Raw genomic sequence first — 26,279 nt, forward strand, 5'->3', positions numbered from 1 at the left:
GGGGCGTCCCCGGGGCGCGCCCCGCGACTCAGTCCAGCGAGCCGGCGGTACGGATCAGGTCGGCCAGCTCGGCCACCATCGGATCCTCGGTCGCGGCGGCCAGTCGTGTCGCGTGACCGGCCAGCACCGTCAGATCTTCGGTGAGCAGATCGTCCTCGGCATGCCTGAGCCGCTGTGCGAAGGCCGCGACCACCGCGTCCACCTGCAAGCGGGGAGAGGCGTCGTCCCACAGGCCGCCCGCCAGCTCGGCCACGTCCATCGCGCGGCTGGTCTCGGCGGGTTCGCGGCTGTCGGGGTCCTGCCAGCGCGCGGTGGCCACGGCGATCTGCCCGCTGGTCCCCGGCCGCAGCCGCACGGCGTACAGCGCGGTCACCGCATGGCCCGGCCCGACCTCGCCGCCGTCCTTGGCGTCGTCCCGGAAGTCCTGCTCATCGAGCGCCCGGTTCTCGTACCCCAGCAGGCGGTAGGACGCGACGGTGGCCGGGTTGAACGCCACCTGCGCCTTGGCATCGCGAGCCCGCAGGTCGATGCTCGCCGGCAGCCGCTCGACGAACACCTCCCGCGCCTCGGCGGCAGAGCCCGCGTAGACCGCGGCACCGTCGCCGTGGTCGGCGAGCTGCTCCATCAACGTGTCGCCGTACTCGCGGCCGACGCCGACGCACAGCAGGGTGATCCGGCGGCCGGCGTACTCCTCGACCCGGTCGAGGATGCCTTGCCAGGTCGTGTCACCGGTGTTGGCCAGGCCGTCGGACAGCAGGATCACCCGGTTGGTGGCCACCGGGCGGAAGGCGCGCGCGGCCTCGGTGTACCCGGTGACCAGGCCGGTCTCCAGATCGGTCGAGCCCTCGGTGCCCAGGGTGTCGATGGCGGCGTGCAGCTCGTGGCGGCGGCCGGCCGGGGTCATCGAGATGCGCAGCCGTGCCCGGTCGCTGAAGGACACGAGCGCGACCCGGTCCCCCGGCCCGAGCTGGTCCACCAGCGTGTGCAGCGCGTCACGCACCAGGTCGAGCCGGCCGGCCTCGCCCATCGAGCCCGAGACGTCGACCACGAAGGTCAGGTTGGCGGGCCTGCGGGCGGCGGCGTCGGCCGTGCGGCTCTGCAGGCCGACCCGCAGCAGCGCGGTGTCCGCCCCCCGCCCTCTCGCGCCGTCGATGTGGAGCGCGAGGCCGTCGCCCGGCGGTTCGGCGTACGCCTGCCGGAAGGCGTTGACGAACTCCTCCGGCCGGACCTGCGCCGGGTCGGGCAGCCGGCCGTCCCGCAGGGCGGCGCGCGCGTAGCCGTAGGAGGCGGTGTCGACGTCGAGGGCGAAGGTCGAGATGCGGTCGGCGGGCTCGGCTCCCCCGCTCGGCAGCGGCCGGGGCTCCTCCACCACGGCTCCGTCGTCCCCGGAGGTGTTCCCCTGCCCCGGGTCGCGCCGTGGCGGGTCCTGCCGGGACGCGGCGGGCCCCGGATGGGATGGTTCGCGCGCCCCTGAGGTCTCGTTGGAAGTACCGCCGCCGCAGGCGGAGACGAGCAGGGCGAGCGCCACGAGGACGCAGGCGAGGATACGTGTCTTCACTGGGAGGCCCCCTCTCGGTGTCACCTCCTACGACGGCGGTTCCTCGCCGATCGCCGGAGCCGTCATCCAAGCGAGGACGAACCGTGCCCGCCGCGTGACATCCCTGCGGCGGAGCCGGTGAGGGGGAGTCAGAAGGTGTTCCTGCGGCAGTTGAGGAACAGTTGCATCTCCAGCGGGTCGTCCTCCCTGGCCGGGACATACGCGAGGTCCATCTGCTCGCGCACGCTGAACCCGGCCTCCTCCACCACGGCCCGCAGCGCGTACCGGGCATAGCCGGTCATCCGCAGCCAGGTGTCCAGCACGCGGACCGGGGCGTCTTCGACGTCCATCTCCACCATGCCGATCGCCAGCCAGCCGCCGGGGACGAGCAGCTGGTGCAGGCGGAGCAGCGTCGCCATGATCTCGTCCCTGCGGAGCATCGACAGGGAGAAGTAGGCGACGACCGCGTCGAAGCGGCCGAGGCCGTCATCGATCTCGACGACGTCCGCCCTGCGCAGGTCGGCCTCGGGGACGTTTCGGCGCGCGAGGTCCAGCATGACCGGGGAGATGTCGATGCCGGTCACCTCGCATCCGGCGTCGACCAGTTGCCGGGCCGTCGGCAGGCCGGTGCCACATCCGACGTCGAGCACGCGCGCGCCCGGGCGGAGCTTGCGCAGGATCCATTCGGTCGAGGCGATCTGGCCACCCTTGTAGGGGAAGGCCTCGTCGTATCGAGCCCCGATGCGGTCGAACGCGTCCGCCTGCGCGGCCCGGTGCGCCGGGCGCGAACGTCTCACCGTCATGCGTTCCCCCCAATACTGAGCCGTCGTCTTGTTCTCATTAGATAGAGGGATAATACAAGGTAAGTCAACCCCAGTCAGGAGGTGAGTTGACGCATTAGCACGACAAATACCGATGGATCGGTAATGGCAATGGTCGGTAGGGGTTAGAGGCGCGTTACGGTCCCCCGGAGGGCGCGTTTGAGTGCGGCCGCTCACCGGCGACGGGCTACGCCGAGCCCTTGGTGTCTCTGGACGCGAAAGCGCAAGGTGCGGGCGGGCTCGGCGAACGCGAGGCCGCACTGCGGGATACGGCCGGAAATCAGGGCCGCCCGGTACGCCTGTCCGGGCGGTTTCCGGACCGGACCGGACCGGAGTGTGTCCGCAAAGGGTGGAAGTTTCACGGCCCGCCGCCCGGCGCGGAGCGGCGACCTGCGTGGCCGCCCATCCCCGCCCACGGCCGTTGTCCCGCCTTCACCGGCGGATCTAGGGTGAGCGCGCCCCGCGTGGGAAGCCGGGCCGGTTCGCTGCGGGCCAGGCGACGGCGCGTGAGGGGACGGTGATCGGGACCATCCGTATCACGCCCGACCGGCGGGTGCGGCACCCGGCGGCGCGGACGCGTGCGGCCCCCGCCTCTCGTCATCGCGTCACGGCGGGTCCCGGCTCTCCGCGCGGGTGCTCACGCCCGGCGTTGGCCGCGCCTACTTGGTGGCGGCCAGGGCGATGGCGGCGTAGTCGGTGACCGGCTGGTAGCCGAGCGCCTGGTAGATGGAGTTGGACGTGGGGTTGGCAAGGTCGGTGAACAGCAGCAGGAGCTCGGCCCCCGCCTGCGCGGCCGCACGCGTCGCCCCATGGGTCACCGCCGAGCCGTATCCGCGGGCGCGCAGCTCCGGCGGGGTGTAGACCGGGCCGATGCGCGACATCCCCACGATCGGCAGCGAGAAGCCGGCCATCGCGACCGGCCGGCCGCCGTCCTCCAGGAGCATGATCTCCCCCTGGCCGACGCGGTGCTTCATCTGCGGCGCCGGGTCGTCGTTCGCGATCTCCGGCTCCGCCTCGGCGAGAAAGGCCCGCATCCACTCGACGACCAGCTCGACGTCCCCCTCACCGGCGACGCGCGCGGCGCCCGCCCGCGAGGGCGGCCGCAGAGCCTCCAGACGGTAGAGTCGCAGTGAGATGCGCGAGGTCTCCACGCGCCCCCAGGCGGCGGCGAACGCCTCGGCCTGGCGCTTCGGGCCGTTCACTCCGGAGATCTCGCGGCCGCGCAGTGCCTCCGCGAGCGGGGCCACGGTGTCGTCCGGGATGTCGCCGAGCAACAGCGCGTAGGGAGGCGTGTGGAGGACCGCCCCGCGCACCTCCCCTGAGGCGGTGAACCAGCCGAGCAGGCGATCGTCGGACCACAGGCCGTGGCGCATCCGGCCGAGCACGGTCAGCGCGACGGTGTTGCGCACCGGGTCACGGCGCAGCCAGGCGTCGGCCGCTTCCGGGAACTCGTCAAGAACGTTCGTGAACCTCCACACCATGCGGCACAGTGTGTCAACCGGCCCGTCCCACGGCGAATGGATTTCCACGCGGCCGGGAAGCTCCCCGCGCGCCGCCACCGGCACTCCCACTCCGCTCCACGGCCCGCGGAGACCTGACTGAAGACCGCGGCGGCTAGAACTCGTCGGCGCCGGCCACCTGGCGGATGGGAAAGACATGGCGGGAGGCCGCGCAGACGGTCTCCAGGACGTGGACGGGCGTGCCCTCGGTGTCGAGACCGGCGCGGACGATCTGCACGACCCACTCCCCGGGGGCCAGCAGCAGCGTCGCGCGTTCGAAGGCGGTCGGGACGCGGGCGGTCAGCTCTTCCTCGGCGTGGCCGAAACGGTGGCCGAGCGCCTCGATGGCCGCCTGGAGACTCGGCAGGATGAAGCCCGGGGCGGTGAGCGCGGTGCCGGCGAACAGGTCGAGACGGAAGAAGCTGGTGGCGACGCGCACGGGCACATCCTCGGCCAGGAGCAGCTTGCGCCGGGCCAGCACCTCGGTGCCGGGCTCGACGCCGAGCGCCGCGGCGACCCGGTCACCGGCGGGCTCGGGACCGACGTACAGCATGCGGCGGCCGGGGCGAACGCCCTGCCGCTCGGCCTCGGCGGCGAAGAGCGAGGCCGAGGCGCGGATGGCGGGCTCGGTGGGCAGTGTCCGCCGTACGACCACGCGCGGCCGCTCGGGCACCGGGACGGCGTCGCCCCCGGCCGGGTCGGATCGCACGAAAGCCCGTCCTTCCACGCTGCGGGACTGCTCGTGTGGTCGCGGTGGTCCCGGTCGCGTTCGTCCATCGCCGTTCGGAGCGGAGGCCGGAGGCGGTCGTCGAGTGATGTCGGGGTGGAGCTATGGGGATTCGAACCCCAGACCTCCTCCATGCCATGGAGGCGCGCTACCAACTGCGCTATAGCCCCTTTGTGATGCGCGGACAGTCTAGCGGAACCCGTGAGTCACGGGGAACTCGAGCGTCCCGCCCGCCGGCGCGGCGGTCAGGACCGCTCGTCTTCCAGCTGCCGGTCTCCGGCGGCGTACCAGCCGGTGAGGGCGTGCGCCGCGAGCACCGCGAAGAGCAGGGTGAACGGCAGTGCCCAGCCACCGGTCGCGGAGTACAGCACGCCGACGGCGAGCGGCCCCGCGCCGGCCATGAGATATCCGGCGCTCTGCGCGAAGGCCGACAGGGCCGCGGTGCCCTCCGCGGTGCGGGTGCGCAGCGCGAAGAGCGTCAGGGCCAGCGGGAACGAGCCCATCGCCACCCCGATCGCGAGCAGGGACGGCCAGATCGCCGCCACCGGCCCCGCCAGCAGCCCGGCGAAACCGAGGACGTACAGCACGGTGAGGCCGAGGACCATCCTGCGCGGGTGCAGTCGCGTCGCGAGGGCGGGCACGGCGAGCGACACCGGGATGCCGAGCGCGGTGAACACCCCCATGGCGACCCCGGCCTGCCCGGCGGTGTACCCCCGGTCCTGCAGCATCTGTGGCAGCCAGCCGAACATGACGTAGGCCAGCAGCGACTGGGTGCCGAAGTACCCGGCGACCGCCCAGGCCAGGCGGCTGCGCACCAGTGCTCGCGTTCCGGCGTTCTCCCGCCCGCTGAACCGCTCCGGCTCACTGCGCGCGAGCGCAAGCCACGGAATGGCGGCCACAGCGGCGAGTGCCGCCCACACACCGAGGGCGACGTGCCAGTCACCGTCCGCGGCCCGCTCAATGGGGACCGTGGCGGCGGCGGCGAGCATGGTGCCGACGGCCAGTGCCGTCGCATAGAGGGTGGTCATGGTCCCGGTGCGATGCGGGAAGTGCCGCTTGATCAGGCCCGGGATCAGTACGTTGCCGATCGCGCCCCCGGAGAGCGCGAGCACGCTCGCGGCCAGGAACACGACCGTGGAGTCCACCAGCACCCGAAGGAGCAGACCGGCGCCGAGCGCCAGCAGCGCCCCGAGCAGCAGGCGGTGCTCACCCGCGTGGCGGGCGAGCCAGGGCGTCGCCGCGCCGAAGACGGCGAAGCAGAGCACCGGCAGGGTCGTCAGCAGGCCGGCGACGATCCCGGACATGCCGAGGGAGCCGCTGACCTGGTCCAGCAGCGGACCGAGACTGGTGACCGCGGTGCGCAGATTGAGCGCCGCGAGGAGGATGCCGAGCCCTGCGAGCCAGGTGAGCCTGGCCACCGGCCGACGATGCCGCGCGCGGACGCGTGACGACGGCGGGGCGGTGACGAGCAGGCTCATGGCGACTTGCATCTCCGTAGGTCAAGTGGACATCGAATCATGGGATGACTGGATGTCCATTATGTTAACAGACCTACGGAGTCGGCATTCCCGCGGTGATACGCGCGCCCCCGGAACGGGACCGGCCGCCCCGCGGCCCGGGCCGTGCAGCCCGGGCCGTCGGAGGGGTCAGGCCAGGCGCTCGGGGCGGTCGGGGCTCAGCGGCGGCTCGTCGTCCCAGCGCGGCGTGCCCTCGGGCGAGACGGGGCCGCTTCCCGGCGCCGGGAGCGGAGTCTGCGGCGGGTAGTCGCGCTGCACCGGCTGCGGCGGCATCGGGTCGCCGGCGGCATAGGCGGTCCCGGTGCCGGTCGCCGTACCCGGCCCGGCCGGCATGGCCGGCGGCGGGGTCACGCCGGTGCCGGTGGTGGTCCCGGTGCCGTGCAGGACGTCGCCGTCCGGGGCGGTGCGCACCGCTCCGGTGGAGTCGGCGTCCGGCGAGGGCACCTCGCCGCGCCAGCCCCCGGTCTCGTGCCCGCGGGACTCGACGAACTGCTTGAAGCGCTCCAGGTCGCCGTGGACGCGCATGCGGACGAGCTGGAGCTTGTCGCCGACCGTCTCGATGAAGCCCTCGGGGTCGTACTCCATCTGGAGCATGACCCGGGTGCTGTCGGCGTCGAGCGGCTGGAAGGTCACCACGCCGCCCTGGCGCGGCTCCTCCAGTGACCGCCAGGCCACCCGCTCGTCGGGGCGCTGCTCGGTGATCTCCGCCTCGAAGTCACGGTGGACGCCTGCCACCTGGACGCTCCAGGCCAGGCGCGTGTCGTCGATCTGCTTGACCGACTCCACTCCTTCCATGAACTCGGGGAAGCTCTCGAACTGCGTCCACTGGTTGTATGCCGTCCGGACGGGGACGGCCACGTCGACCGAGTGCTCGATGGTGCTCATCGGCTTCCTCCCTATTCGTGCGTACGGGAATCCGCCCTGCCCATCCGGCTCGGCAATATTCGGACTTTCTTCCCGGAAAACCGCTGCAAACGAGGATCAGCCGCTACACCAGGCGCAGGCCGCAAGAATTTCGGTATCCGTCCGGTGCGCCTCTGCCGGCCTCGCGGGAGGAGGCGCACCGGACGCCGCTACCGGCGCGGGGAATCAGGAGCAGGTGACCAGCACGATCGACACCACCGTGCAGCGCACGCGGGCGCTGTCGTTGGCGGCGACCGGGTCACTGGGCGACGAGGCAGTGCGGGTGGCGGTGAAGGTGTAGGGCACGCCGATGGTCAGCAGCCCGATCGGCACCGTGAACTTCCTGGTCGCCGTGGCGCCCGGCGCGAGCGGCCCCACCGTGCAGGCCACCGTCCCCGCGGCCACGGCGCAGTCGCCGGAGGCGGCGCTCAACCCGGCCGGCAGCGGCGTGGTGACCGTCGCGGACCGGACGGCGCCCGGCCCGTTGCCGGTGACCGCGACGGTGAACTCGATCTTCGGGACGAGCAGGGAGAGCCGGGGCTTGGCGGTCAGGGCCACGGCGGCGTCGGCCCGGTCCACGATGGTCAGCACAGGACCGTCGACGATCTCCGAGGCGTAGTTCGCGCCGCCGAGCTGCGCCTGGAACGTCTGCTCGCCACCCGGAGCGTCGGGCGCGATCTGCAGGGTGAAGGTCGCCGTGGCGGACGCGCCGCCCGCCAGTGACCCGAGCGACGCCTGCACGCCGATCGGCCCGTCCGGCCCGGGGATGGTGCCGCACGACCCGATCGCCCCGCCGCACCCGGTGAGCTGCGCGTAGGACGTCAGCGGTCCGGGAGAGCCGAACAGCCGGGCGGTGGCGCTGAGGACGGTGAAGGCGTGGACGTTGGTGACCGTGACGCTGACGGTGAGGCTGTCACCGGGGTTGACCTGCGTCGCCGACAGTCCGATCGCCACCTCCGGCTCCTCGGCGGAGGCGGGGGCGGCGAGCAACGGGGACAGGACCGTCGCGACGGCGGTGATGACCAGGGCGAGAGCATGCCGGAGAGGTCTCATCGCAGCCTTTCGAGATACGGAGGACATAGACCTTCCGACTATGGCCGCTGATATCCCGCCAGACAGCGATTCGCCGTTATTGGCCGACCACAGAAGGTGACCAGATGTGGACATGCCCCGCGGCCAACGCACCCGCCCCTTCCCGCGTCGGCCCGGCGGACGACCTCGGCCAGGAGGCGCGGTCAGGAGCCGAGCACGTGGTCGGTGACGAAGGCGTTGGCGAACGTGGCGGCGGGGTCGTGCCGGCGGGCCAGAGCCTGGAACTCGGGGAGCCGCTCGTAGCGGGCGCGCAGGGTCTCCGGCGAGAGGGTGAAGAGCTTGCCCCAGTGCGGGCGGGGGGTGAAGGAGGCCAGGCGGTCCTCGATGAGACCGAGGACGGGCAGCACCGCCTCGGGGTCCTTCTTCCAGGTGAAGTGGTAGGCCACCGTGTCGCGCTCGTAGAAGGGGCTGAGCCAGTGCCGGTCGGCGGCGATCGTCCGGATCTCGCAGATCTGCAGCACCGGGGCGATGCGATCGCTGATCTCCCGCAACGCGTGGAATGCCGCCACCGCGTCCGCACGGGCCACCATGTACTCCGACTGCAACTCCTCGCCGCTGCTCGGGGTGAAGTCGGGACGGAAGTGCGGCAGGCGCTCGAACCACGGGCCGGGGACGCCCATCTGCTCGGTGCAGTGGACCGCGGACATCCCGGGCACCGGGTGGCGCGGCCCGCCGGCGGGGGTGGCGCCGAACAGGTCCGGCAGCGGGACGGGCCCGGCGGCCTCGTCGAGCCGCTCCTTGACCCACACCTGGTTGATCAGGGAGGTCCGCCAGTCGGTGAACATGCTGACGCTGTAGGCACGGGAGACGATCTCGTCGAAGTGGTCGTCCAGCGCACCGGCGGGCAGCCCTTCGTACACGTACTGGCGCACGTCGAAGGCCGGCACGATGTCGAGGGTCACGCTCACGACGGCGCCGAGCGCGCCCAGCGCCACCACGGCCCCGTCGAAGCCGTCGCCGCCCCGCTCGAAGGTCACCAGGTCACCGGCGGCTGTGACGATCTCCACCGCGGACACCGCCGTGGCCAGGCTGCCGTTGGTCACGCCGGACCCGTGGGTGGCGGTGGCGCACGAGCCGGCCACCGAGATGTGCGGCAGGGACGCCAGGTTGCGCACCGCGTACCCCTTGCCGTGCAGCAGGCGTCCCAGCTCGGCGTACCGCACGCCACCGGTGAGCCGCACGACGGACGCGGCGGTGTCGATCTCGACGGACGCCGGCAGCCCGTCCAGCGAGACGAGGACGCCCGGTGTGTCCGCGATGCGGTTGAAGGAGTGCCCGCTGCCCAGCACCCGCACCTTGGCACTGCCGGCGACGAGGTCCCGCAGCTCGTCGAGGGACGCGGGCCGCTCGACACGGTCCGCCAGGAAGGTGATGTTGCCCGCCCAGTTCGTCAGCCTCTGTACCACTTGCGGCGTCCCTCCACTTTCACGGCAGGTGTCCATTGAACGGCTGACTGCACTCTAGACCCCCTCCCTCCGCGCCCTCGCCCCCCACGGGTCCCCATGGCTCCGCCGCCCGATGTAAAGAATCCTGTACATCAGGTCGAAGATTTGTTACTTTGGCGATGTCAAAGATTCTGTACATCGAAGGGTCGTGGTCATGACGCACGAAGAGAAGCGGGCGTGGATCAGGCTGGTGGTCACGGTGGCCGGCTACGCCACGTACGTCGTCATCGTCCTGCGCCGCGCCGGCGGGGATCCACTGCCCGGTGTCTCCTACGCCGCTCCCCTGTTATGGACGATCGGCGGGGCCATGGTCGCGGCCATCGTGGCCGAGATCGTGATGAGCATGGTCAATCCGCGGGCGTCGCGGGCGACGGACGTGCGCGACAGGGAGATCGGGCGGCTCGGCGACCACATCGGCCAGTCGTTCGTGATCATCGGCGCGGTGGCGGCGATGATCATGGCGGTCGCCGGGTGGGACCGGTTCTGGATCGCCAATGTGATCTACCTGGGCTTCGTGCTGTCGGCGGTGCTCGGCAACATCGCCAAGATCGGCCTGTACCACGGGAGCTTCCCCCAGTGGTGAAGCCGACGCGTGTCACCAACCGCATCCGCACGTTGCGCTTCACCCACGGCGAGATGACCCAGGCCGAGCTGGCCGAACGCATCGGGGTGACCCGGCAGACCATCATCGCGATCGAGCAGGGCCGGTACTCCCCGTCCCTGGAGATGGCCTTCCTGATCGCCAAGGTGTTCGGCGTCCCGCTCGACGAGGTGTTCCAGTATCCCGACTCCCCGGAGGAGACGACATGAAGGCGATCGTTCAGGACGTGTACGGCCCGGCCGACGTGCTGGAACTGCGGGACGTCGACCGGCCCGCCATCGGCGAGGAGGAGGTGCTCGTCGAGGTGCGCGCCGCCGGCGTGGACCCGGGCGTATGGGTCCTCATGACCGGCACCCCGTACCTGGCACGGCCGATGTTCGGCTTACGCCGGCCCAAGGTGGCGGTGCGCGGACGCGACATGGCAGGGGTGGTGGCGGCCGTCGGCTCCCGCGTGACCGGCTTCGCTCCCGGCGACGAGGTGTACGGAACCTGCGAGAGCGGATCGTACGCCGAGTACGCCACCGCCCGGCACACCCGGCTGGCGCCCAAGCCGGCCGGCCTGTCGTTCGAGCAGGCCGCGGTGGTGCCCATCTCCGGGGGCACCGCCCTGCAGGCCATCCGCACCGCGGACGTGCGGCCGGGGCAGCGGGTCATGGTGGTCGGCGCGGGCGGCGGCGTGGGGTCGTTCGCCGTGCAGATCGCCACGGCCGCCGGCGCGCGGGTGACCGCCGTGTGCGGCCCCGGTAGTGCCGACCTGGTGCGTTCCCTGGGTGCCGTGGACGTCATCGACTACACACGCGAGGAGGTCGACCGGGACGGTCCGCACCACGACGCGATCATCGACCTCGCGGGGTGCCGGCCGCTGAGGCTGCTGCGGCGCGCGCTGACCCGGCGCGGGGCGCTGGTGCTGGTCGGCGGGGGGCACGTGAGCAGGCGGGTGCTGGGCGGCATGGACCGGCCGCTCCGCGCGCAACTGATCGGACCGTTCACGGGCCATCGGATGCGCGGCCTGATCGTCCTGGAGCGCGCCGAACGTTATCGGGAGCTGACGGAGCTCATCGAGTCGGGGACCGTCCGGCCGGTCGTCGACCGCGTCTACCCGCTCGCCGAGGCACCGGAGGCGATCCGCCGCCTCATCCAGGGGCAGGTCGCCGGCAAGATCGCCATCACGATCTGAGCACCGCCGGGCCTCATCCCTCGCGTCACCTCGTCGATCACAGCGCCGCACCGCGACCTCTCAACGGTCGCCGCATATCCCGCTCTCCCCTGCGATCGCCGCGTCCCGGCCTCGCGATCTCTTCAGGCGACCGCCACACGCCCGGTCCGCGACCTCCCCTCGCGGCGGCGGGGCGAGCCCCGAAGATCGGCCGAGACGGCGATTCCCGGTTGCGGCCGGCGACGGAGCGTGCGTACCCTGCGGACAACGCGTTGACGGAGACGAGTAGTCACCGGACCCGGGCAGGTAGGAGAGAGCCGCCGGCAGCTGCGAAGGCGGACCTGTCCCCGGCGGCGAAGACCCTCCCGAGCGCGGGGAGGAACGGCGCCACCCGCGCCCAATGCCCCGCCGGCCGGCCCCCGTCACCGGGCCCATCGAGGCCGCCGTCGTCACGGCGGTGAAAGTGCGGTGGCACCGCGAGTTCCCTTCTCGCCCGCACTCCCAAGGGATCACCACTCACTTGTCGAGGTTTGTGATGATCTCCACGTCCACGACCACCATCCCGCCCGCCGGGCGCACACTGGCCGCGACGCTACCGCGGCTGATCGGCCGGCGGGTGACCGTCCAGGGCTGGCTGCACCGCAGGAGGACCCTGAAGTCGGTCGAGTTCCTCGTGCTTCGCGACCGCTCGGGCCTGGCCCAGGCGGTGGTGAGCGGCCCGGCGGCCATGGCCGCCGCGGCGGGCCACCCAGAGGAGACCGTTCTGCAGGTCACCGGCACCGTCACCGCCAACCCCCAGGCGCCCGGCGGTGCCGAACTGACCTCTCCCGAGGTCACCGCCCTGTCGGGACCTGCGGCGGCCCCGCCGTTCGACCTGTTCCGGCCCACGGTGCCGGCCACGCTGCCGACGATCCTCGACCACGCCCCGGTCGCCCTGCGGCACCCGATGCTGCGCGCTCCGCACGCCATCTCCGCGGCCTCGGTCGCCGGTTTCCGGGCGGCGCTGGACGCCCTGGGGTTCACCGAGATCCACACGCCCAAGGTGGTGGCCACGGCCACCGAGTCGGGGGCGAACGTCTTCGAGATCGACTGGTTCGGCGCCCGCGCCTACCTCGCGCAGTCGCCGCAGTTCTTCAAGCAGGCCATGGTCGGCGTCTTCGAGCGGGTCTACGAGACCGGGCCGGTCTTCCGCGCGGAACCGCACGACACGGCACGCCACCTGGCCCAGTACACCTCGCTGGACGCCGAACTCGGCTTCGTCGCCGACCACCGCGACGTGATGGCCGTCGTACGGGACGCCGTGGCCGGGATGGCCGGTGCGGTCCGCGCCCGGGCCGGCGAGGCGTGCGCGCTGCTGGGTGTCGAACCGCCCGAGGTCCCTGAGCGCATCCCGGAGATCCACTTCGCCGAGGCCCAGGAATTGCTGGCCGCCCGCACCGGCGAGGACCCGCGGGGCGAGCCCGACCTCGCACCCGCCCACGAGCGGTGGCTGTCGGAGTGGGCGCTGCGCGAGCACGGCAGCGAGTTCCTGTTCGTCACCGGCTACCCGATGGTCAAGCGCCCCTTCTACACCCACCCTGAGCCGGGCAGGCCGGAGTTCTCCAACAGCTTCGACCTGCTGTTCCGCGGCCTGGAACTGGTGACCGGCGGGCAGCGGCTGCACCGTTACGAGGACTACCTCAGCGCCCTGGCCGCGCGGGGCGAGTCACCCGAGCCGTATGCGGGGTACCTGGCCGCCTTCCGGCACGGTATGCCACCGCATGGAGGGTTCGCCCTCGGCCTGGAACGGTGGACCGCCCGGGTGACCGGGGCCGACAACGTCCGCACGGCGACCCTGTTCCCCCGCGACCTGCATCGCCTCACCCCCTGAGCAGCGGCGGCACGGGCGGGAGCACCACGCCCGTGCCCCGTCCACTCTCGTGCCGGGCCCCGAAACGGCGGCCCGGCACGAGAGTGGCGAGCGCCGTTCACTTCGCCGGAGCCGACGCGGTGCCGGTGCCACCTCGGCCGTGGAATCGATGTCCGAGCCGCCGGATGTGCCGCCACGCGCCATGCCCTCGCCTGGCAGGCGCCGGTCTCGGCGAAGGCTCTCATGGTGATGACGGCCCGACCGGACGATCACGACCGGATCAGAGATGCACGCGAGTCGCGGCCGATGACGCCGCTTGAGGATCTCCTGTGTCGCTCTCCTGCTGGAGAGGGCCGACACGGGCCCGTGATGCTGAGGACAACCTGGGTGGAGCTATGGGGATTCGAACCCCAGACCTCCTCCATGCCATGGAGGCGCGCTACCAACTGCGCTATAGCCCCTGGTCACCGCTCAGGGTGTTCCCATCGCGGCGCTCGCAGAGCATATAGCGACAACCCCTCGTTGACCTAATCGACACCTTCCCGCCGCCTCCGGGGTCCGCGCCGATGGCCGCGCGCCGCCCCGGCCTGTGATCGCCGCGGACGGGCGACGGGGACGGCGAGATGCGGCCTACCGTGGTGGACTGCGGCTTCGGCCCGGAGATGGGACGGCGGTGACCCCGGTTGCGGCGCCGGGACACCGGTCCCGGGAACGCGAAAGCCCGCGGGATCGAGCGTCGCTCGCTCCCGCAGGCTCAGGTCCGGAAGGGCCGCGCCACGGGCGGGCCGGAACCGGTGGGGCGCCACCCGGCGGGGCCGCCGGGGGCGCGGCCGCCGCGCCTCAGACGGCGGCGGAGGCGGAGTCCGGCCGGTCGTCGCTGCTGATCGGCTCGGGCAGGGTCCCGGCGTTGTGCTCCAGCAGGCGCCAGCCCTTGCGGCCCTCCTCGATCACCGACCACGAGCAGTTGCCGAGGCCGCCGAGGGCCGACCACAGCTCCTCGGGCAGGCCGAGCAGGCGCGCCAGCCCCAGCCGGATGGCGGCGCCGTGAGAGGCGATGACGAGCAGGCCGCCGTCGTCCAGCCGGCTCAGCCAGCGTGTGGTCGCGGCGGCGACCCGGGCGGCGACGTCGGTGACGATCTCACCGCCGGGCGCCTCCCATTCGGCGTACTGCACCGGCCATCCGGCGGCGATCTCGGTGCGGGTCAGCCCCTCCCACTCGCCGCCGCCGCGTTCGCGCAGGTCCTTGTCCACCATGACGTCGAGCCCGGTGATCGCGCCGAGCGCGGTCGCGGTGTCGTGGGCGCGGCGCAGGTGCGAGGAGACGATCATGGACGGCCGCAGTGCGGCCAAGAGCGAGGCGGCCCGCTCGGCCTGCGCCATGCCGGTCTCGTCGAGCGGGATGTCGGTGTGCCCCTGGAAGCGGTGCTCGAGGTTCCACAGGGTCTGGCCGTGACGCCAGAAGACGACGCGCCGGGCTGGGCGCTTGCCGTCACTCACCTGCGGCCCCACGGGCCCGCTGGGCCTGGACGTGCCGCACGCTCTCGGGGAGCGGGATGGCGGGGCAGTCCTTCCAGAGGCGCTCCAGGGCGTAGAAGGTGCGGTCCTCCTCGTGCTGCACGTGGACCACGATGTCCAGGAAGTCCAGCAGCACCCAGCGGCCCTCCCGCTCGCCCTCGCGGCGGACCGGCTTGGCGTGCGCTTCGACGCGCAGCCGCTCCTCGATCTCGTCGACGATGGCGCGCACCTGGCGGTCGTTGGAAGCGGAGCAGAGCAGGAAGGCGTCGGTGATGACGAGCTGGTCGCTGACGTCATAGGCGATGATGTCGTCCGCCAGCTTGTCGGCCGCGGCCTCCGCGGCGATCTCGATGAGGCGGCGGGATCTCTCGGATGCTGTCACGATGTGGGATTTTCCTCCGTCGATGCTTACGAGGTCCAGCATTCCCATTATCAGGATGCCCGGTAAAGACCCCGCTTGTTGATGTACTGAACTATTCCGTCCGGCACGAGATACCAGATGGGTTCTCCGGCCGCCACCCGATGCCGGCACTCGGAGGAGGAGATCGCGAGCGCAGGGATCTCGACGAGGCTGACCTTGCCCTCCGGCAGTCCCGGGTCCTGGAGCACGTGACCGGGGCGAGTACAGCCTACGAAATGCGCCATGGTGAACAGCTCATCGACGTCCCGCCAGCTCAGAATCTGTGCGAGGGCGTCGGCGCCGGTGATGAAGAACAGCTCCACTCCGGGCGCGTAAAGGGCCGCGATGTCGCGCAGGGTGTCGATCGTGAACGTCGGCCCGGGACGGTCGATGTCGATGCGGCTCACCGAGAAGCGGGGGTTGGACGCGGTGGCGATGACCGTCATCAGGTAGCGGTCCTCGGCCGCCGAGACCGCCTGGTCGGCCTTCTGCCACGGCCGGCCGGTGGGCACGAACACGACCTCGTCCAGGTCGAAGTGGTGGGCGACCTCACTGGCCGCGACGAGGTGGCCGTGGTGGATCGGGTCGAACGTCCCGCCCATGATCCCGAGCCGCCTGGTCGGAGCGCCATTCCTCATGCGTGGGACCCTAACGTGCCGCCGCGACGCCGCTCCGGGCCACCCCCGCCCAGCGGCGGCCGGGCGCGCCGGGCCGACGCGCGAGGAAGCCGGAAGGAAGCATCGTGCAAGGCCGCGCGCGGGCATCCCCCCGGACGTAGCATGCCGACCATGACCACCACCACCCCGGATCGCAACCGTGTCCAGCTGCCCGGCATCAGCTCCCGGGCCTACGAGCATCCAGCTGACCGGTCGGCTCTGGTCGCCATGCGCTCCCTGTCCGGCTTCGACTCGGTGCTCAAGCGCATGTCGGGCCTGTTCAGCGAGCGGCGCCTGCGGCTGATGTTCCTCGCCTCCTCGGTGCGGGCCAGTGACACGCAGTTCCGCGCCCTGTACGACATGGGCCGCGACAGCGCCTACATCCTCGACCTGCACCGCATTCCGGAGATCTACGTCCAGCAGGACCCCCGGCCGAACGCCATGGCCATCGGTTTCGACGACCCGTTCATCGTGATCAACACCGGGCTGCTCGACCTGATGGACGAGGAGGAGCTGCGCTTCGTCGTCGGGCACGAGACCTCGCACATCCTGTCCGGCCACGCGGTGTACGGCACGATGCTGGCGATCTTGACCCGGCTCGCCACCCGCGTCGCGTGGATCCCGCTCGGCTACATCGGGCTGCGCATCATCGTGACCGCCCTGGAGGAGTGGCACCGCAAGGCCGAGCTGTCGGCCGACCGGGGCGGCCTGCTCTGCGGCCAGGACCCCGAGGCCGGCATGCGCGCGCTGATGAAGCTCGCGGGCGGCTCGCGCCTGCACGAGATGAACATCGAGGCGTTCCTCGACCAGGCCCGCGAGTACGACACCGCCGGTGACGTGCGCGACGGCCTGCTGAAGGTCCTCAACCTCCTGGGCTCGACCCATCCGTTCGCGGTGATGCGCGTGGCCGAGCTCGACCGGTGGCGGCGCGGCGGCGACTACGAGAGCATCCTCGCCGGGAACTACCCGCGCCGCGAGGACGACGCCAACGCCAAGGTCACCGACGAGGTCAAGGCCGCGGCCCGCGCCTACCGCGAGTCGTGGGCGCAGTCGCAGGACCCGTTCATCGGCGTGCTGCGCGACGTCGCCGAGGGTGCGGTCAACGCCGGCGAGCGCATCTTCAACCGGTTCGCCCGCAGGGACAACTGACCGCCGCGCCCTTCTCGCCGGGCCCGGCGGCGCCGCGATCGGCCGCCACACGGGGTGGGCTCGGCGCGGCGCACCCCGCGCCCACCCGGTCAGAAGGCGTGGGGCAGCACCCACGCCAGGACGCGGACCGCGGCGGCGCAGACGGCCACGAAGCCGCCGAGCACCGACAGGGCCCGCAGCCCTTCCCTTCGCAGGTCGGGCACCCGGATGCCGAGGCGCTCGACCTCACGGCCGACGATGCCGCCGCACACGATGCCGAAGACCACCCCGGCCACCGTCATCGGGCCCGGCTGCAGCCACCACTCGCCCTCGATGGCACCGCCGGCGGCCACCCAGAAGGCCGATGCGGCGATCGCGGCGGCCGGCACTCCCGGCCACACCGCCGCGCTGATCGCCGACCCGGCGAGGGTCACCGGGAAGGACACCGCGCGCAGGGTCCCGCGCACCCGTGCCGATCTGCGGTTACGGACCAGCCAGTGCCCGATCCACCAGGCGCGGGTCAGCACGATGAAGGCCGCCGTGACGGCGAACGTGGCCGGCGGCCAGATCACCGACGCCACCACGCAGGGCACTGCCAGCATCGCGAGCGCGACCAGCACGGCGCTGCCCGGCGGCGCGGAGGCCGGCGCCGGGCGGGCGGCCTCGGCGGCGAGCAGCGAGTCCTTCACCCCGGTCGCCGCGCGCCGCACCCTGGCCACGCCGGTGGCTCCGGCGGCCGGGCCGCGGCGCTCGGCGGCGTCCGGCCGGGCGCGACGCTCGACCGCCTCACCCGCCTTCGCGCGACGCTCCACGGCCTCACCCGCCTTGGTGCGACGCTCGACGGCCTCACCCGTCTTGGTGCGCCGTTCCGGCCCGTCCGCCTTGGCCCGGCGGTCGGCGGCCTCGGTCTTGCCCCGTCGCTCGGCCGCGGCGTCCGGCTCGGCGGCGCGCACGCGCACGCGCTCGCCGGGAGCCTCACGCACCGCCGCAACGGTCTCCTCCGGCTTGGCCCTGGCTCCGGCGGTCCCGTCGGCCTTGCCGCGCGCCGCGGCGCCGTCGGCCCTCACCCGGCCGGCGGCGCCCGCGTCCGTACGGGACCGGCCGCCGGCGGGCCGTCCGGCCCGGCCGTCCCCGGTGCCGTCCGCGACCGCCCCGCCCGTGGGCGCGGGCTCCTCACGCCGGGCGCCCGGACCGCCGCCGGGTGCCGTCGCCCTGGCCAGCCGGGCGAGCCGGTCCGACAGCAGCGCGGCGGTCGGCCGCTTCTCCGGCTCGCGGTGCAGCGCGGCACGCACCAGGGGCAGCAGGTTGCCCGGCACGCCCGCCAGATCCGCCCGCCCGTTCAGGACGGCGTACATCTGCGCCTCGACCGAGCCCCTGCCGAACGTGGGACGCCCGGTGGCCGCGAAGGCGACCGTCGCCGCCCACGAGTGGACGTCGGCCGGCTCGCCGACGGCCTCCTCGGCGAAGACCTCGGGCGCGGAGTATCCCGGCGTGCCGAGGAAGGTGCCGGTCATCGTGACCCGGGTGGCGTCGGACACCTGGGCGATGCCGAAATCGATCAGCACCGGACCGTCCGGGCCCAGCACCACGTTGGCCGGCTTGACGTCGCGGTGGACGACCCCGGCCGCGTGGATGATGGCGATCGCGGTGGCCAGTCCCCGGGCGAGGTCGACGAGCTGAGCCCCCGACAGGGGCCCGCCGCGCCGGACCGCGTCGAGGAGGGTCTCCCCCTCGATGTGCTCCATCACCAGGTAGGGCCGGTCACCGGACAGATCCGCGTCGAGCACGCGGGCGACGTACGGGTTCTCGACCCGGCGCAGCGCGCGCACCTCGCGGTCCAGCCGTAATCGCGACTCGGGATCGTCTCCGATCGGGTCGCGGAGTATCTTGACGGCGACCTTCACCCCGCGCCGGCCGATGGCGAGATAGACCTCTCCCATGCCACCACGTCCGAGGCGCTCCACCATGGTGTACGGGCCGACTCTCCCGAGCCCGCCCACTCGCCGTCCACCCATAGGGAACGCCACCATAGCGCCCAATGCCGCTTGCGGGCGGGCGACGCGCCGGGAAACGGGATAGGTTCGCCCGGAATTCACCCGGAGGGCGGCATATCGTCCAGCAGAACCTCCAGGCGCACCCGGGGCACCCCGGCGAGCGGTTTCCTGCCGGTGCGCCGCCAGTTGACGTGCCCCCGGCCCTCCAGCCAGAGCATCAACCGGTCGGCCGCGACCACGACCAGCGCGGCGTACCCGAACGCGAAGACCAGACCCATCACCCAAGTCAACCGCGCCATCCCGGCGGACACGGTGCGCGACACGCCGGGCCCAGGAAGTCATGGCCTCATCAGGCCACGCCACGGCGAGCACCGCCGGCCGTGAGCACCACGACCGGCGGAGATGACGACCTTGAGGACGTGCTCCGGGCGGCGGCCGCCGCCCGGAGACCGGATCAGGAACCGGCGATGACGGTGCCCGAGGAGGTGCGCAGGTGTCCCTCGCCGGTGTAGACCCACTTGGTGGAGGTCAGCTCGGGCAGGCCCATGGGGCCGCGGGCGTGCAGCTTCTGGGTGGAGATGCCGATCTCGGCGCCGAAGCCGAACTCCCCGCCATCGGTGAACCGCGTCGAGGCGTTCACCGCCACCGCTGCCGAGTCGACCAGTGCGACGAACCGCCGCGCGGCCTTCTGGGACCGGGTGACGATCGCCTCGGTGTGCGCCGAGCCGTACCGCCGGATGTGCGCGACGGCGTCCTCCAGCGAGTCCACGACCGCGGCGGCGATGTCGAGCGAGAGGTACTCCTTCCGGAAGTCCTCCCCGGTGGCGGGCACGACGGCCCCGTCGTAGGCCGCCGTCCGCTCGTCGCCGTGCACGGTCACGCCCTCGGCGGCCAGCCGGGCCAGCGCGGCGGGCACGAACGCGTCGGCCACCTCCTTGTGCACCAGGAGCGTCTCGGCCGAGTTGCACACCGAGGGACGCTGGACCTTGGCGTTGACCAGGATCTCCATGGCCAGATCGAGGTCGGCGTCGGCGTCGACGTACACGTGGCAGTTGCCGACGCCGGTCTCGATCACCGGCACCGTGGACTCCTCGACCACCGAGTTGATCAGGGAGGCACCTCCGCGCGGGATCAGCACGTCGACCAGGCCGCGCGCCCGCATCAGGTGCTTGACCGACTCTCTGCTGGTGCCCGGGACGAGCTGCACCGCGCCGGCCGGGACGTCGGTGCCGGCCAGCGCGTCCTGCATGACACGCACCAGGACCGTATTGGAGTGGTAGGCGCTGGAGGACCCGCGCAGCAGCACGGCGTTGCCGCTCTTGAGGCACAGCGCGGCGGCGTCGACCGTGACGTTGGGGCGGCCCTCGTAGATGATGCCGACCACCCCGAGCGGGACGCGGATCTGCCGCAGCTCCAGGCCGTTCGGCAGGGTGCTCCCCCGGACGACCTCGCCGACCGGGTCGGGCAGGTCGGCCACCTCGCGTACCGCGCCGGCGACGGACGCCACCCGGGCGGCGTCCAGCCGCAGCCGGTCGATCATGGTCTCGGCCGTGCCGTTCTCGCGGGCGGCGGCGACGTCCAGGGCGTTCGCCTCGACGATCTCGGCGGTGCGGGCCACCAGGGCGTCGGCGATGGCGCGCAGAGCGGCGTCCTTGGCGGCGCGCGGAACCGGAGCCAGCTCGGCGGCGGCCTCGCGGGCGGCTTGGGCGACCTTCAGAAAGTCCTCGGCCTCAGACATGCCTGGCGCTCCTGCTCTCGGTGGTGGGATCCAGTATGACGATGTCATCGCGGTGGATGAGCTCGCGTTCGTATTCGGGCCCGAGAGTCGCGGCCAGTTCACGGGTGGATCGGCCGAGCAGTTCGGGGATCTCCGCCGCGTCGAAGTTCACCAGCCCGCGTGCCACCGGCGTGCCGTGCGGGCTGTACAGGTCGACCGGGTCGCCCGCGGTGAAGTCGCCCTCGACGAGGGTCACCCCGGCAGGCAGCAGCGACATCCGCCGGCCCACCACGGCCTCCACCGCGCCTTCGTCCAGGTGCAGCCGTCCGCGTCCGGTCGTGGCGTGGGCCAGCCAGAGCAGCCGGGCTCCCGGGTAGCGCCCGCCCGGCTGGAAGAACGTGCCGACGTCCGCCCCGGCCAAAGCATGGGCGGCGTGCGCGGCGGCGGTGAGCACGACCGGCACCCCGGCTCCGGTGGCGATGCGCGCGGCCTCCACCTTGGTGATCATGCCGCCGGTGCCGACCCGGCCCGACCGGCCGAGCTCGACGCCCTCCAGGTCCTCGGGGCCGCGCACGTGCGGGATGCGCCGGGAGCCGGGCTGGCGCGGGTCGCCGTCGTACAGGGCGTCCACGTCCGACAGCAGCACCAGCGCGTCGGCGCGCAGCAGGTGGGCCACCAGGGCGGCCAGGCGGTCGTTGTCGCCGAAGCGGATCTCGTCGGTGGCGACGGTGTCGTTCTCGTTGACCACCGGGACGATGCCGAGCTCCAGCAGGCGCAGCAGGGTGCGCTGGGCGTTGCGGTGGTGCGAGCGGCGCATCATGTCGTCCGCGGTGAGCAGCACCTGGCCGACACGCAGGCCGTAGCGGGCGAAGGAGGAGGTGTAACGGGCCACCAGGACGCCCTGGCCGACCGAGGCGGCCGCCTGCTGCGTCGCAAGGTCGCGCGGCCGGGCGGACAGGCCGAGCGGGCCGAGACCGGCCGCGATGGCTCCGGAGGACACCAGCACGATGTGCGTGCCTGCGGCGCTGCGCGCGGCGAGCACGTCGACCAGCGCGTCCACCCGGTCGACGTCGATCGTGCCCTGCGAGGTCGTCAGCGACGACGAGCCCACCTTCACGACCAGCCGGGAGGCGTCCGCCACCTGTCGACGGCCGATGATGTCCACCACGGTCGCATCCCTTTCCTCGGGTGGCCCGGCACGGACGGCCGGGCCGGATGATCGCGCCACCGGCCGTCCGGCACGCGGCGGGACCCTCGCCCCGGCCGCGTGCCGTTGTCCTGGTCCTACTCCTGATCCTGCGCGGACCGCTCGTCCCCCACCGTCTCGGTCAGCCACAACCGGTCGTCGCTGCCGCGCGGGCCCTGGACGGCGACGGCGTCCAGGCTCGGCCGCCAGTCGAACAGGTAACCGCCCTCCATCGGCCCGATGACGACCTCCGCACCCGCCTTGGCGCCCGCCTCGCTGAGGGCCTTCTCGATGCCGAGCCGCTCCAGCCGATCGGCCAGGTAGCCGACGGCCTCGTCGTTGCTGAAGTCGGTCTGGCGGATCCACCGCTCGGGCCGCTCGCCGGTGACCTGGAAGGTGTTGTCGTCCACGCGCCGGACGGTGAAGCCCACGTCGCCGTACTGCTTGGGCCGGATGACCAGACGGGTCGGCTCCTCGACCGGCTTGGCCGCGCGGGCGGCGGCCACCATCTCGGCCATGGCGAACGACAGCGGGCGCAGCCCTTCGTGGCTGGCGGCGGAGATCTCGAAGACCCGCAGGCCCTTCTCCTCCAGCATCGGCCGCACCATGTCGGCCAGCTCGCGCGCCTCGGGCACGTCCACCTTGTTCAGCACGACCAGGCGCGGACGGTCGCCCAGCTCACCGTAGGCCGCGAGCTCGGCCTCGATGATGTCGTAGTCGCTCAGCGGGTCGCGCCCAGGCTCCAGGGTGGCGCAGTCGAGCACCTGGACGATCGTCGAGCAGCGCTCCACGTGGCGCAGGAACTCGTGGCCGAGGCCCTTGCCCTGCGAGGCGCCCGGGATGAGCCCGGGGACGTCGGCGACGGTGAACACCGTCTCGCCCGCGGTGACCACCCCGAGGTTGGGCACCAGGGTGGTGAACGGATAGTCGGCGATCTTGGGCCGGGCCGCGCTGAGCGCGGCGATCAGCGACGATTTGCCGGCGTTCGGGAAACCGACCAGCGCCACGTCGGCGACGGTCTTCAGCTCCAGGACGACATCGAGAGCGTCGCCGTCCTCGCCGAGCAGCGCGAACCCCGGGGCCTTGCGCCGGGTCGAGGCCAGCGCGGCGTTGCCCAGCCCGCCGGGGCCGCCCTGCGCCACGACGTACCGGGTGCCCGTGCCCACCAGGTCGATCAAGACCTCGCCGGTCTTGGCGTCTTTGACGACCGTGCCGTTGGGCACCGTGAGCACGACGTCGTCGCCGTTGGCGCCGTCGCGGTTGGCGCCCATGCCCTGCTTGCCGTTCGCGGCCTTACGGTGCGGGCGGTGGTGGTAGTCGAGGAGGGTCGAGGTGTTGGGGTCGACCTCCAGGATCACATCGCCGCCGCGCCCGCCATTGCCCCCGTCCGGGCCGCCGAGCGGCTTGAACTTCTCACGGTGGATCGAGGCGCAGCCGTTTCCCCCGTCGCCCGCCTTGACATGCAGGACCACCCGGTCCACGAACTCAGCCACCGTAACCCCTCTCACCGGCGTACCCGGATGGGTCACGCCGTCGTCATCGCCGCACCTCCGGCGACGATGCCCGTTCACGACGATGAGGCGGATCGAGTAGTCGATCCGCCTCATCAACGCTTCATCTCGGCCGCCCGCCCCCGCACTCGGGCGGTGGGGCGGCCCGTCTCAGACCGGCGGATCTACTCCGCGGCCGGGACGATGCTCACGGCGCGACGGCCGCGCTTGTTGCCGAACTGCACGTGCCCCGCGACGAGCGCGAACAGCGTGTCGTCGCCGCCACGGCCGACGTTGTCGCCCGGGTGGAAGTGGGTGCCGCGCTGGCGCACGATGATCTCGCCGGCGTTGACGAGCTGACCACCGAAACGCTTGACACCAAGCCGCTGGGCGTTGGAGTCACGGCCGTTCCGGGTGGACGATGCGCCCTTCTTGTGTGCCATGGTTCGCTACCACTACTTCCCGGGGTTGATGGCGGTCACCTTCACCTGGGTGTACCGCTGGCGGTGACCCTGGCGCTTCTTGTAACCGGTCTTGTTCTTGTACTTGAGGATGTGGATCTTGGGGCCCTTGGTCTCGCCGAGAATCTCGGCGGTCACCTCGAACTTGCCAAGCGTGGCAGCGTCGGTGGTCACATCGCCGTCGTTGACGACGAGCACCGGCGCCAGCGACACCGTGGAGCCGACCTCACCGGCGACCTTGTCTACCTCGAGGACGTCACCGACGGAGACCTTCTGCTGCCTGCCGCCGCAACGAACGATCGCGTACACCGCGGAACCCTTCTTCTGGCCTATTGCTCGCTGAACGCTGCGCCTCTCGCATCCAGCTCTGGTCGATTGATAACGACCGGCGAACCGGGTAGGCGCGCGAAGCCAGGCGCGCCACCGGACGCACCGATTGACAAGGATACCGGATGGCTGGTGCCCTGGTCGAACCGGACGGTACGCCGGTTGCCGGTCTATTCGGCCGGCCCTGCGGGTCTGGTCGCCTTCCGGGAGCGTCGCCGCCCTCGCGTGGACTGGACTTGGCCGTCCTCGCTCGCGGACGTGTCCAGCGCGTCGGTCACACTATCACGACCGCCGTCGCCGGTCGCCGCCACCGCGACTCCGGATCCCTCCTTGACCGGCTTCTCGCCCGTGGCCTTGTCGAGCTTCTCGGCCACGGCCTTCTCGATGGCCATCTTGCCCTGCGTGCCGCGAGGCTCCGGCCTGCCCTCGACCGGCTCGGTCGAGACGATCAGGCCACGGCCGTTGCAGCAGTCACAGGGCGTCGAGAACGCTTCCAGCAGGCCCTGACCCACCCGCTTACGGGTCATCTGCACCAGGCCGAGCGAGGTGACCTCGGCGACCTGGTGCTTGGTACGGTCGCGGGCCAGGCACTCCAGCATGCGCCGCAGCACCAGGTCACGGTTGCTCTCGAGCACCATGTCGATGAAGTCGATGACGATGATGCCGCCGATGTCGCGCAGCCGGAGCTGCCGGACGATCTCTTCGGCCGCCTCCAGGTTGTTCCTGGTGACGGTCTCCTCCAGGTTGCCGCCCTGGCCGGTGAACTTGCCGGTGTTGACGTCGACGACGGTCATCGCCTCGGTGCGGTCGATCACCAGGGAGCCGCCGCTCGGCAGCCACACCTTGCGCTCCATCGCCTTGGCGATCTGCTCGTCGATGCGGTAGGCGGCGAAGACGTCGCCGTCCTCCCACTTGGTCAGGCGGTCGCTCAGGTGCGGCGCGACGTACCGGACGTACTCGTCCACCGTGCCCCACGCCTCGTCACCGGCCACGACCAGCGAGGAGAAGTCCTCGTTGAAGACGTCGCGCACCACGCGGACGGTCAGGTCGGGCTCGGAGGACAGCAGCTCGGGCGGGCTGGCCGACTTGGCCTTGCGCTGGATGTTCTCCCACTGGGCCGAAAGGCGCGCCACGTCGCGGGCGAGCTCCTCCTCGGAGGCTCCCTCGGCCGCCGTGCGCACGATCACCCCGGCGTTCTCCGGCATGACCTTCTTCAGGATGGCCTTCAGCCTGCTGCGCTCCTTGTCGGGGAGCTTGCGGCTGATGCCGGTCATCGAGCCGTCCGGCACGTACACCAGGTAGCGGCCGGGAAGGCTGATCTGGCTGGTCAGGCGGGCGCCCTTGTGCCCGATCGGGTCCTTGGTGACCTGCACGAGCACCGACTGGCCGGACTTCAGCGCCGACTCGATGCGCTTGGGCTGGCCCTCCAGGCCGGCGGTGTCGAAGTTGACCTCGCCCGCGTACAGGACGGCGTTGCGGCCCTTGCCGACGTCGATGAAGGCGGCCTCCATCGACGGCAGGACGTTCTGCACCTTGCCCAGGTACACGTTGCCCACGTAGGACTGGCTGGACTCGCGGTCCACGTAGTGCTCGACGAGCACGCCGTCCTCCAGCACCGCGATCTGGGTGCGGCCGTGCTGACGGCGGACCACCATGACCCGCTCGACGCTCTCGCGGCGGGCCAGGAACTCCGACTCGGTGATCACCGGCGGGCGTCGGCGGCCCTGTTCGCGGCCCTCGCGGCGGCGCTGCTTCTTGGCCTCAAGGCGGGTGGAGCCGCGGAAGCCCTGCACCTCGTCCACCGAGACCGGACGGCCGGCCCGAGGGGCGCGGATGCGCACGACGGTGTTCGGCGGCTCGTCGGTGGAGCCCTCGCCTTCCTCCCCGCTCCTGCGGCGGCGACGGCGGCGACGGCGGGAGCCGCCGGTCTCCTCCTCGTCCTCCTCGCGGCCGGCCTCGGCATCGTCGGCGCTGGACTCGGCGGCCTCGGCGGACTCGGCATCGTCGGCGGACGCGGCCCGTGCCTCGTCGTCGCCGTCCTCCGCCTCGTCGGCCTCGTCGTGCTCGCGGACCTTGCCCCTGCCCCGGCCGCCACGGCGACGGCGGCGGCGACGGCCGCCCGCCTCGTCGTGCTCGTCATCCTCACCGGCGTCGCTCTCGGCGACCTCCTCGGCCTCGCCGAGATCCTCCTCGGGCTCGGGCTCGGAGTACGCACGGGGCTCGGGCGCGACCGGAGGCACGACGACGACGCGCGGCTC

24 protein-coding genes and 2 tRNA genes are annotated in these 26,279 nt (G+C 72.2%); 5 read left to right on the forward strand and 21 right to left on the reverse strand.

Annotated elements, in window-relative coordinates; genetic code table 11:
- Positions 1-28: 28 nt before the first annotated feature.
- The 9 genes from IEY93_RS23510 to IEY93_RS23550 form a co-directional block, all read right to left on the reverse strand.
- Positions 29-1,558 carry a vWA domain-containing protein gene (locus IEY93_RS23510; protein WP_189165274.1) on the reverse strand — a complete coding sequence of 510 codons (1,530 nt, stop codon included), beginning with the start codon at positions 1,556-1,558 and terminating at the stop codon, positions 29-31.
- A 128-nt stretch (positions 1,559-1,686) separates the two neighbouring features.
- The gene (locus IEY93_RS23515) at positions 1,687-2,340 is read right to left on the reverse strand and encodes a class I SAM-dependent DNA methyltransferase (RefSeq protein WP_189165275.1); all 654 of its coding nucleotides are present in this window, start codon (positions 2,338-2,340) and stop codon (positions 1,687-1,689) included.
- 677 nt (positions 2,341-3,017) lie between these two features.
- Positions 3,018-3,839, reverse strand: a complete 822-nt coding sequence (locus IEY93_RS23520) for a GNAT family N-acetyltransferase (RefSeq protein ID WP_189165276.1) — start codon at positions 3,837-3,839, stop codon at positions 3,018-3,020.
- 133 nt (positions 3,840-3,972) lie between these two features.
- Entirely contained in the window at positions 3,973-4,566 is a 594-nt protein-coding gene (locus tag IEY93_RS23525) for a GntR family transcriptional regulator (RefSeq protein WP_229691396.1), read from the reverse strand.
- Positions 4,567-4,681: 115 nt separating this feature from the next.
- Positions 4,682-4,754: transfer RNA gene (locus IEY93_RS23530), tRNA-Ala, on the reverse strand.
- Positions 4,755-4,829: 75 nt separating this feature from the next.
- Complete coding sequence (locus IEY93_RS23535) at positions 4,830-6,062, reverse strand: CynX/NimT family MFS transporter (RefSeq protein ID WP_189165277.1); 1,233 nt, start codon at positions 6,060-6,062, stop codon at positions 4,830-4,832.
- A 168-nt stretch (positions 6,063-6,230) separates the two neighbouring features.
- On the reverse strand, positions 6,231-6,986 hold the full coding sequence (locus IEY93_RS23540) for an SRPBCC family protein (protein ID WP_189165278.1): 756 nt from the start codon (positions 6,984-6,986) through the stop codon (positions 6,231-6,233).
- Between the two features lie 204 nt (positions 6,987-7,190).
- A complete protein-coding gene (locus IEY93_RS23545; RefSeq protein WP_189165279.1) occupies positions 7,191-8,057 on the reverse strand; it encodes a COG1361 family protein in 867 nt (288 codons plus the stop codon).
- A gap of 182 nt (positions 8,058-8,239) precedes the next feature.
- Positions 8,240-9,502: an FAD-binding protein gene (locus tag IEY93_RS23550; protein WP_229691397.1), complete on the reverse strand. Its 1,263-nt coding sequence runs from the start codon at positions 9,500-9,502 to the stop codon at positions 8,240-8,242.
- A 193-nt stretch (positions 9,503-9,695) separates the two neighbouring features.
- Here IEY93_RS23550 and IEY93_RS23555 point away from each other — a divergent pair, with 193 nt between their 5' ends.
- The 4 genes from IEY93_RS23555 (at position 9,696) to aspS (ending at position 13,168) form a co-directional block, all read left to right on the forward strand.
- Positions 9,696-10,124, forward strand: a complete 429-nt coding sequence (locus tag IEY93_RS23555) for a hypothetical protein (protein WP_189165281.1) — start codon at positions 9,696-9,698, stop codon at positions 10,122-10,124.
- Positions 10,118-10,351, forward strand: coding sequence for a helix-turn-helix transcriptional regulator (locus IEY93_RS23560; RefSeq protein ID WP_189165282.1), 234 nt, complete (start codon positions 10,118-10,120; stop codon positions 10,349-10,351). Before IEY93_RS23555 ends, IEY93_RS23560 begins: the two co-directional genes overlap by 7 nt.
- A complete protein-coding gene (locus IEY93_RS23565) occupies positions 10,348-11,319 on the forward strand; it encodes an NAD(P)-dependent alcohol dehydrogenase (RefSeq protein WP_189165283.1) in 972 nt (323 codons plus the stop codon). The genes IEY93_RS23560 and IEY93_RS23565 overlap by 4 nt, the downstream gene beginning before the upstream one ends.
- Positions 11,320-11,833: 514 nt before the next feature.
- A complete protein-coding gene (aspS, locus tag IEY93_RS23570; RefSeq protein WP_189165284.1) occupies positions 11,834-13,168 on the forward strand; it encodes an aspartate--tRNA(Asn) ligase in 1,335 nt (444 codons plus the stop codon).
- 367 nt (positions 13,169-13,535) lie between these two features.
- On the opposite strand, the gene IEY93_RS23575 is transcribed toward aspS, so the two are convergent.
- The 4 genes from IEY93_RS23575 to nadD all read right to left on the reverse strand — a co-directional run bounded on the left by IEY93_RS23575 (position 13,536) and on the right by nadD (position 15,700).
- Positions 13,536-13,608: transfer RNA gene (locus IEY93_RS23575), tRNA-Ala, on the reverse strand.
- 379 nt (positions 13,609-13,987) lie between these two features.
- Positions 13,988-14,644, reverse strand: a complete 657-nt coding sequence (locus IEY93_RS23580; protein WP_189165285.1) for a histidine phosphatase family protein — start codon at positions 14,642-14,644, stop codon at positions 13,988-13,990.
- Positions 14,637-15,044 carry a ribosome silencing factor gene (gene rsfS, locus IEY93_RS23585; protein ID WP_189165286.1) on the reverse strand — a complete coding sequence of 136 codons (408 nt, stop codon included), beginning with the start codon at positions 15,042-15,044 and terminating at the stop codon, positions 14,637-14,639. Before rsfS ends, IEY93_RS23580 begins: the two co-directional genes overlap by 8 nt.
- A 50-nt stretch (positions 15,045-15,094) precedes the next feature.
- The gene (nadD, locus tag IEY93_RS23590) at positions 15,095-15,700 is read right to left on the reverse strand and encodes a nicotinate-nucleotide adenylyltransferase (RefSeq protein WP_189165287.1); all 606 of its coding nucleotides are present in this window, start codon (positions 15,698-15,700) and stop codon (positions 15,095-15,097) included.
- 150 nt (positions 15,701-15,850) lie between these two features.
- On the opposite strand from nadD, the gene IEY93_RS23595 reads away from it, so the two are divergent.
- Positions 15,851-16,867: a M48 family metallopeptidase gene (locus IEY93_RS23595; RefSeq protein WP_189165288.1), complete on the forward strand. Its 1,017-nt coding sequence runs from the start codon at positions 15,851-15,853 to the stop codon at positions 16,865-16,867.
- Between the two features lie 89 nt (positions 16,868-16,956).
- Here the strand turns inward: IEY93_RS23595 and IEY93_RS23600 are convergent, their stop codons facing one another.
- From IEY93_RS23600 to IEY93_RS23635, 8 genes are all read right to left on the reverse strand, one after another.
- Positions 16,957-18,876, reverse strand: a complete 1,920-nt coding sequence (locus tag IEY93_RS23600) for a protein kinase domain-containing protein (RefSeq protein ID WP_308425761.1) — start codon at positions 18,874-18,876, stop codon at positions 16,957-16,959.
- Between the two features lie 62 nt (positions 18,877-18,938).
- Positions 18,939-19,118, reverse strand: coding sequence for a hypothetical protein (locus IEY93_RS23605; RefSeq protein WP_189165289.1), 180 nt, complete (start codon positions 19,116-19,118; stop codon positions 18,939-18,941).
- Positions 19,119-19,294: 176 nt separating this feature from the next.
- Positions 19,295-20,578 (reverse strand): glutamate-5-semialdehyde dehydrogenase, encoded by a 1,284-nt coding sequence (locus IEY93_RS23610; RefSeq protein WP_189165290.1) that lies wholly within the window; start codon positions 20,576-20,578, stop codon positions 19,295-19,297.
- Positions 20,571-21,725, reverse strand: a complete 1,155-nt coding sequence (gene proB / locus IEY93_RS23615; RefSeq protein ID WP_372444489.1) for a glutamate 5-kinase — start codon at positions 21,723-21,725, stop codon at positions 20,571-20,573. Before proB ends, IEY93_RS23610 begins: the two co-directional genes overlap by 8 nt.
- A gap of 116 nt (positions 21,726-21,841) precedes the next feature.
- The gene (gene obgE / locus IEY93_RS23620; RefSeq protein WP_189165291.1) at positions 21,842-23,236 is read right to left on the reverse strand and encodes a GTPase ObgE; all 1,395 of its coding nucleotides are present in this window, start codon (positions 23,234-23,236) and stop codon (positions 21,842-21,844) included.
- 182 nt (positions 23,237-23,418) lie between these two features.
- Complete coding sequence (gene rpmA, locus IEY93_RS23625) at positions 23,419-23,676, reverse strand: 50S ribosomal protein L27 (protein ID WP_184979518.1); 258 nt, start codon at positions 23,674-23,676, stop codon at positions 23,419-23,421.
- 12 nt (positions 23,677-23,688) lie between these two features.
- Complete coding sequence (gene rplU, locus IEY93_RS23630) at positions 23,689-24,003, reverse strand: 50S ribosomal protein L21 (RefSeq protein ID WP_189165292.1); 315 nt, start codon at positions 24,001-24,003, stop codon at positions 23,689-23,691.
- Positions 24,004-24,191: 188 nt separating this feature from the next.
- On the reverse strand, positions 24,192-26,279 hold a 2,088-nt coding region (locus IEY93_RS23635; protein ID WP_189165293.1), incomplete at its 5' end, for an Rne/Rng family ribonuclease.

It is taken from the genome of Sphaerisporangium melleum (assembly GCF_014646695.1).
In the GTDB taxonomy this organism is placed as follows: domain Bacteria; phylum Actinomycetota; class Actinomycetes; order Streptosporangiales; family Streptosporangiaceae; genus Sphaerisporangium; species Sphaerisporangium melleum.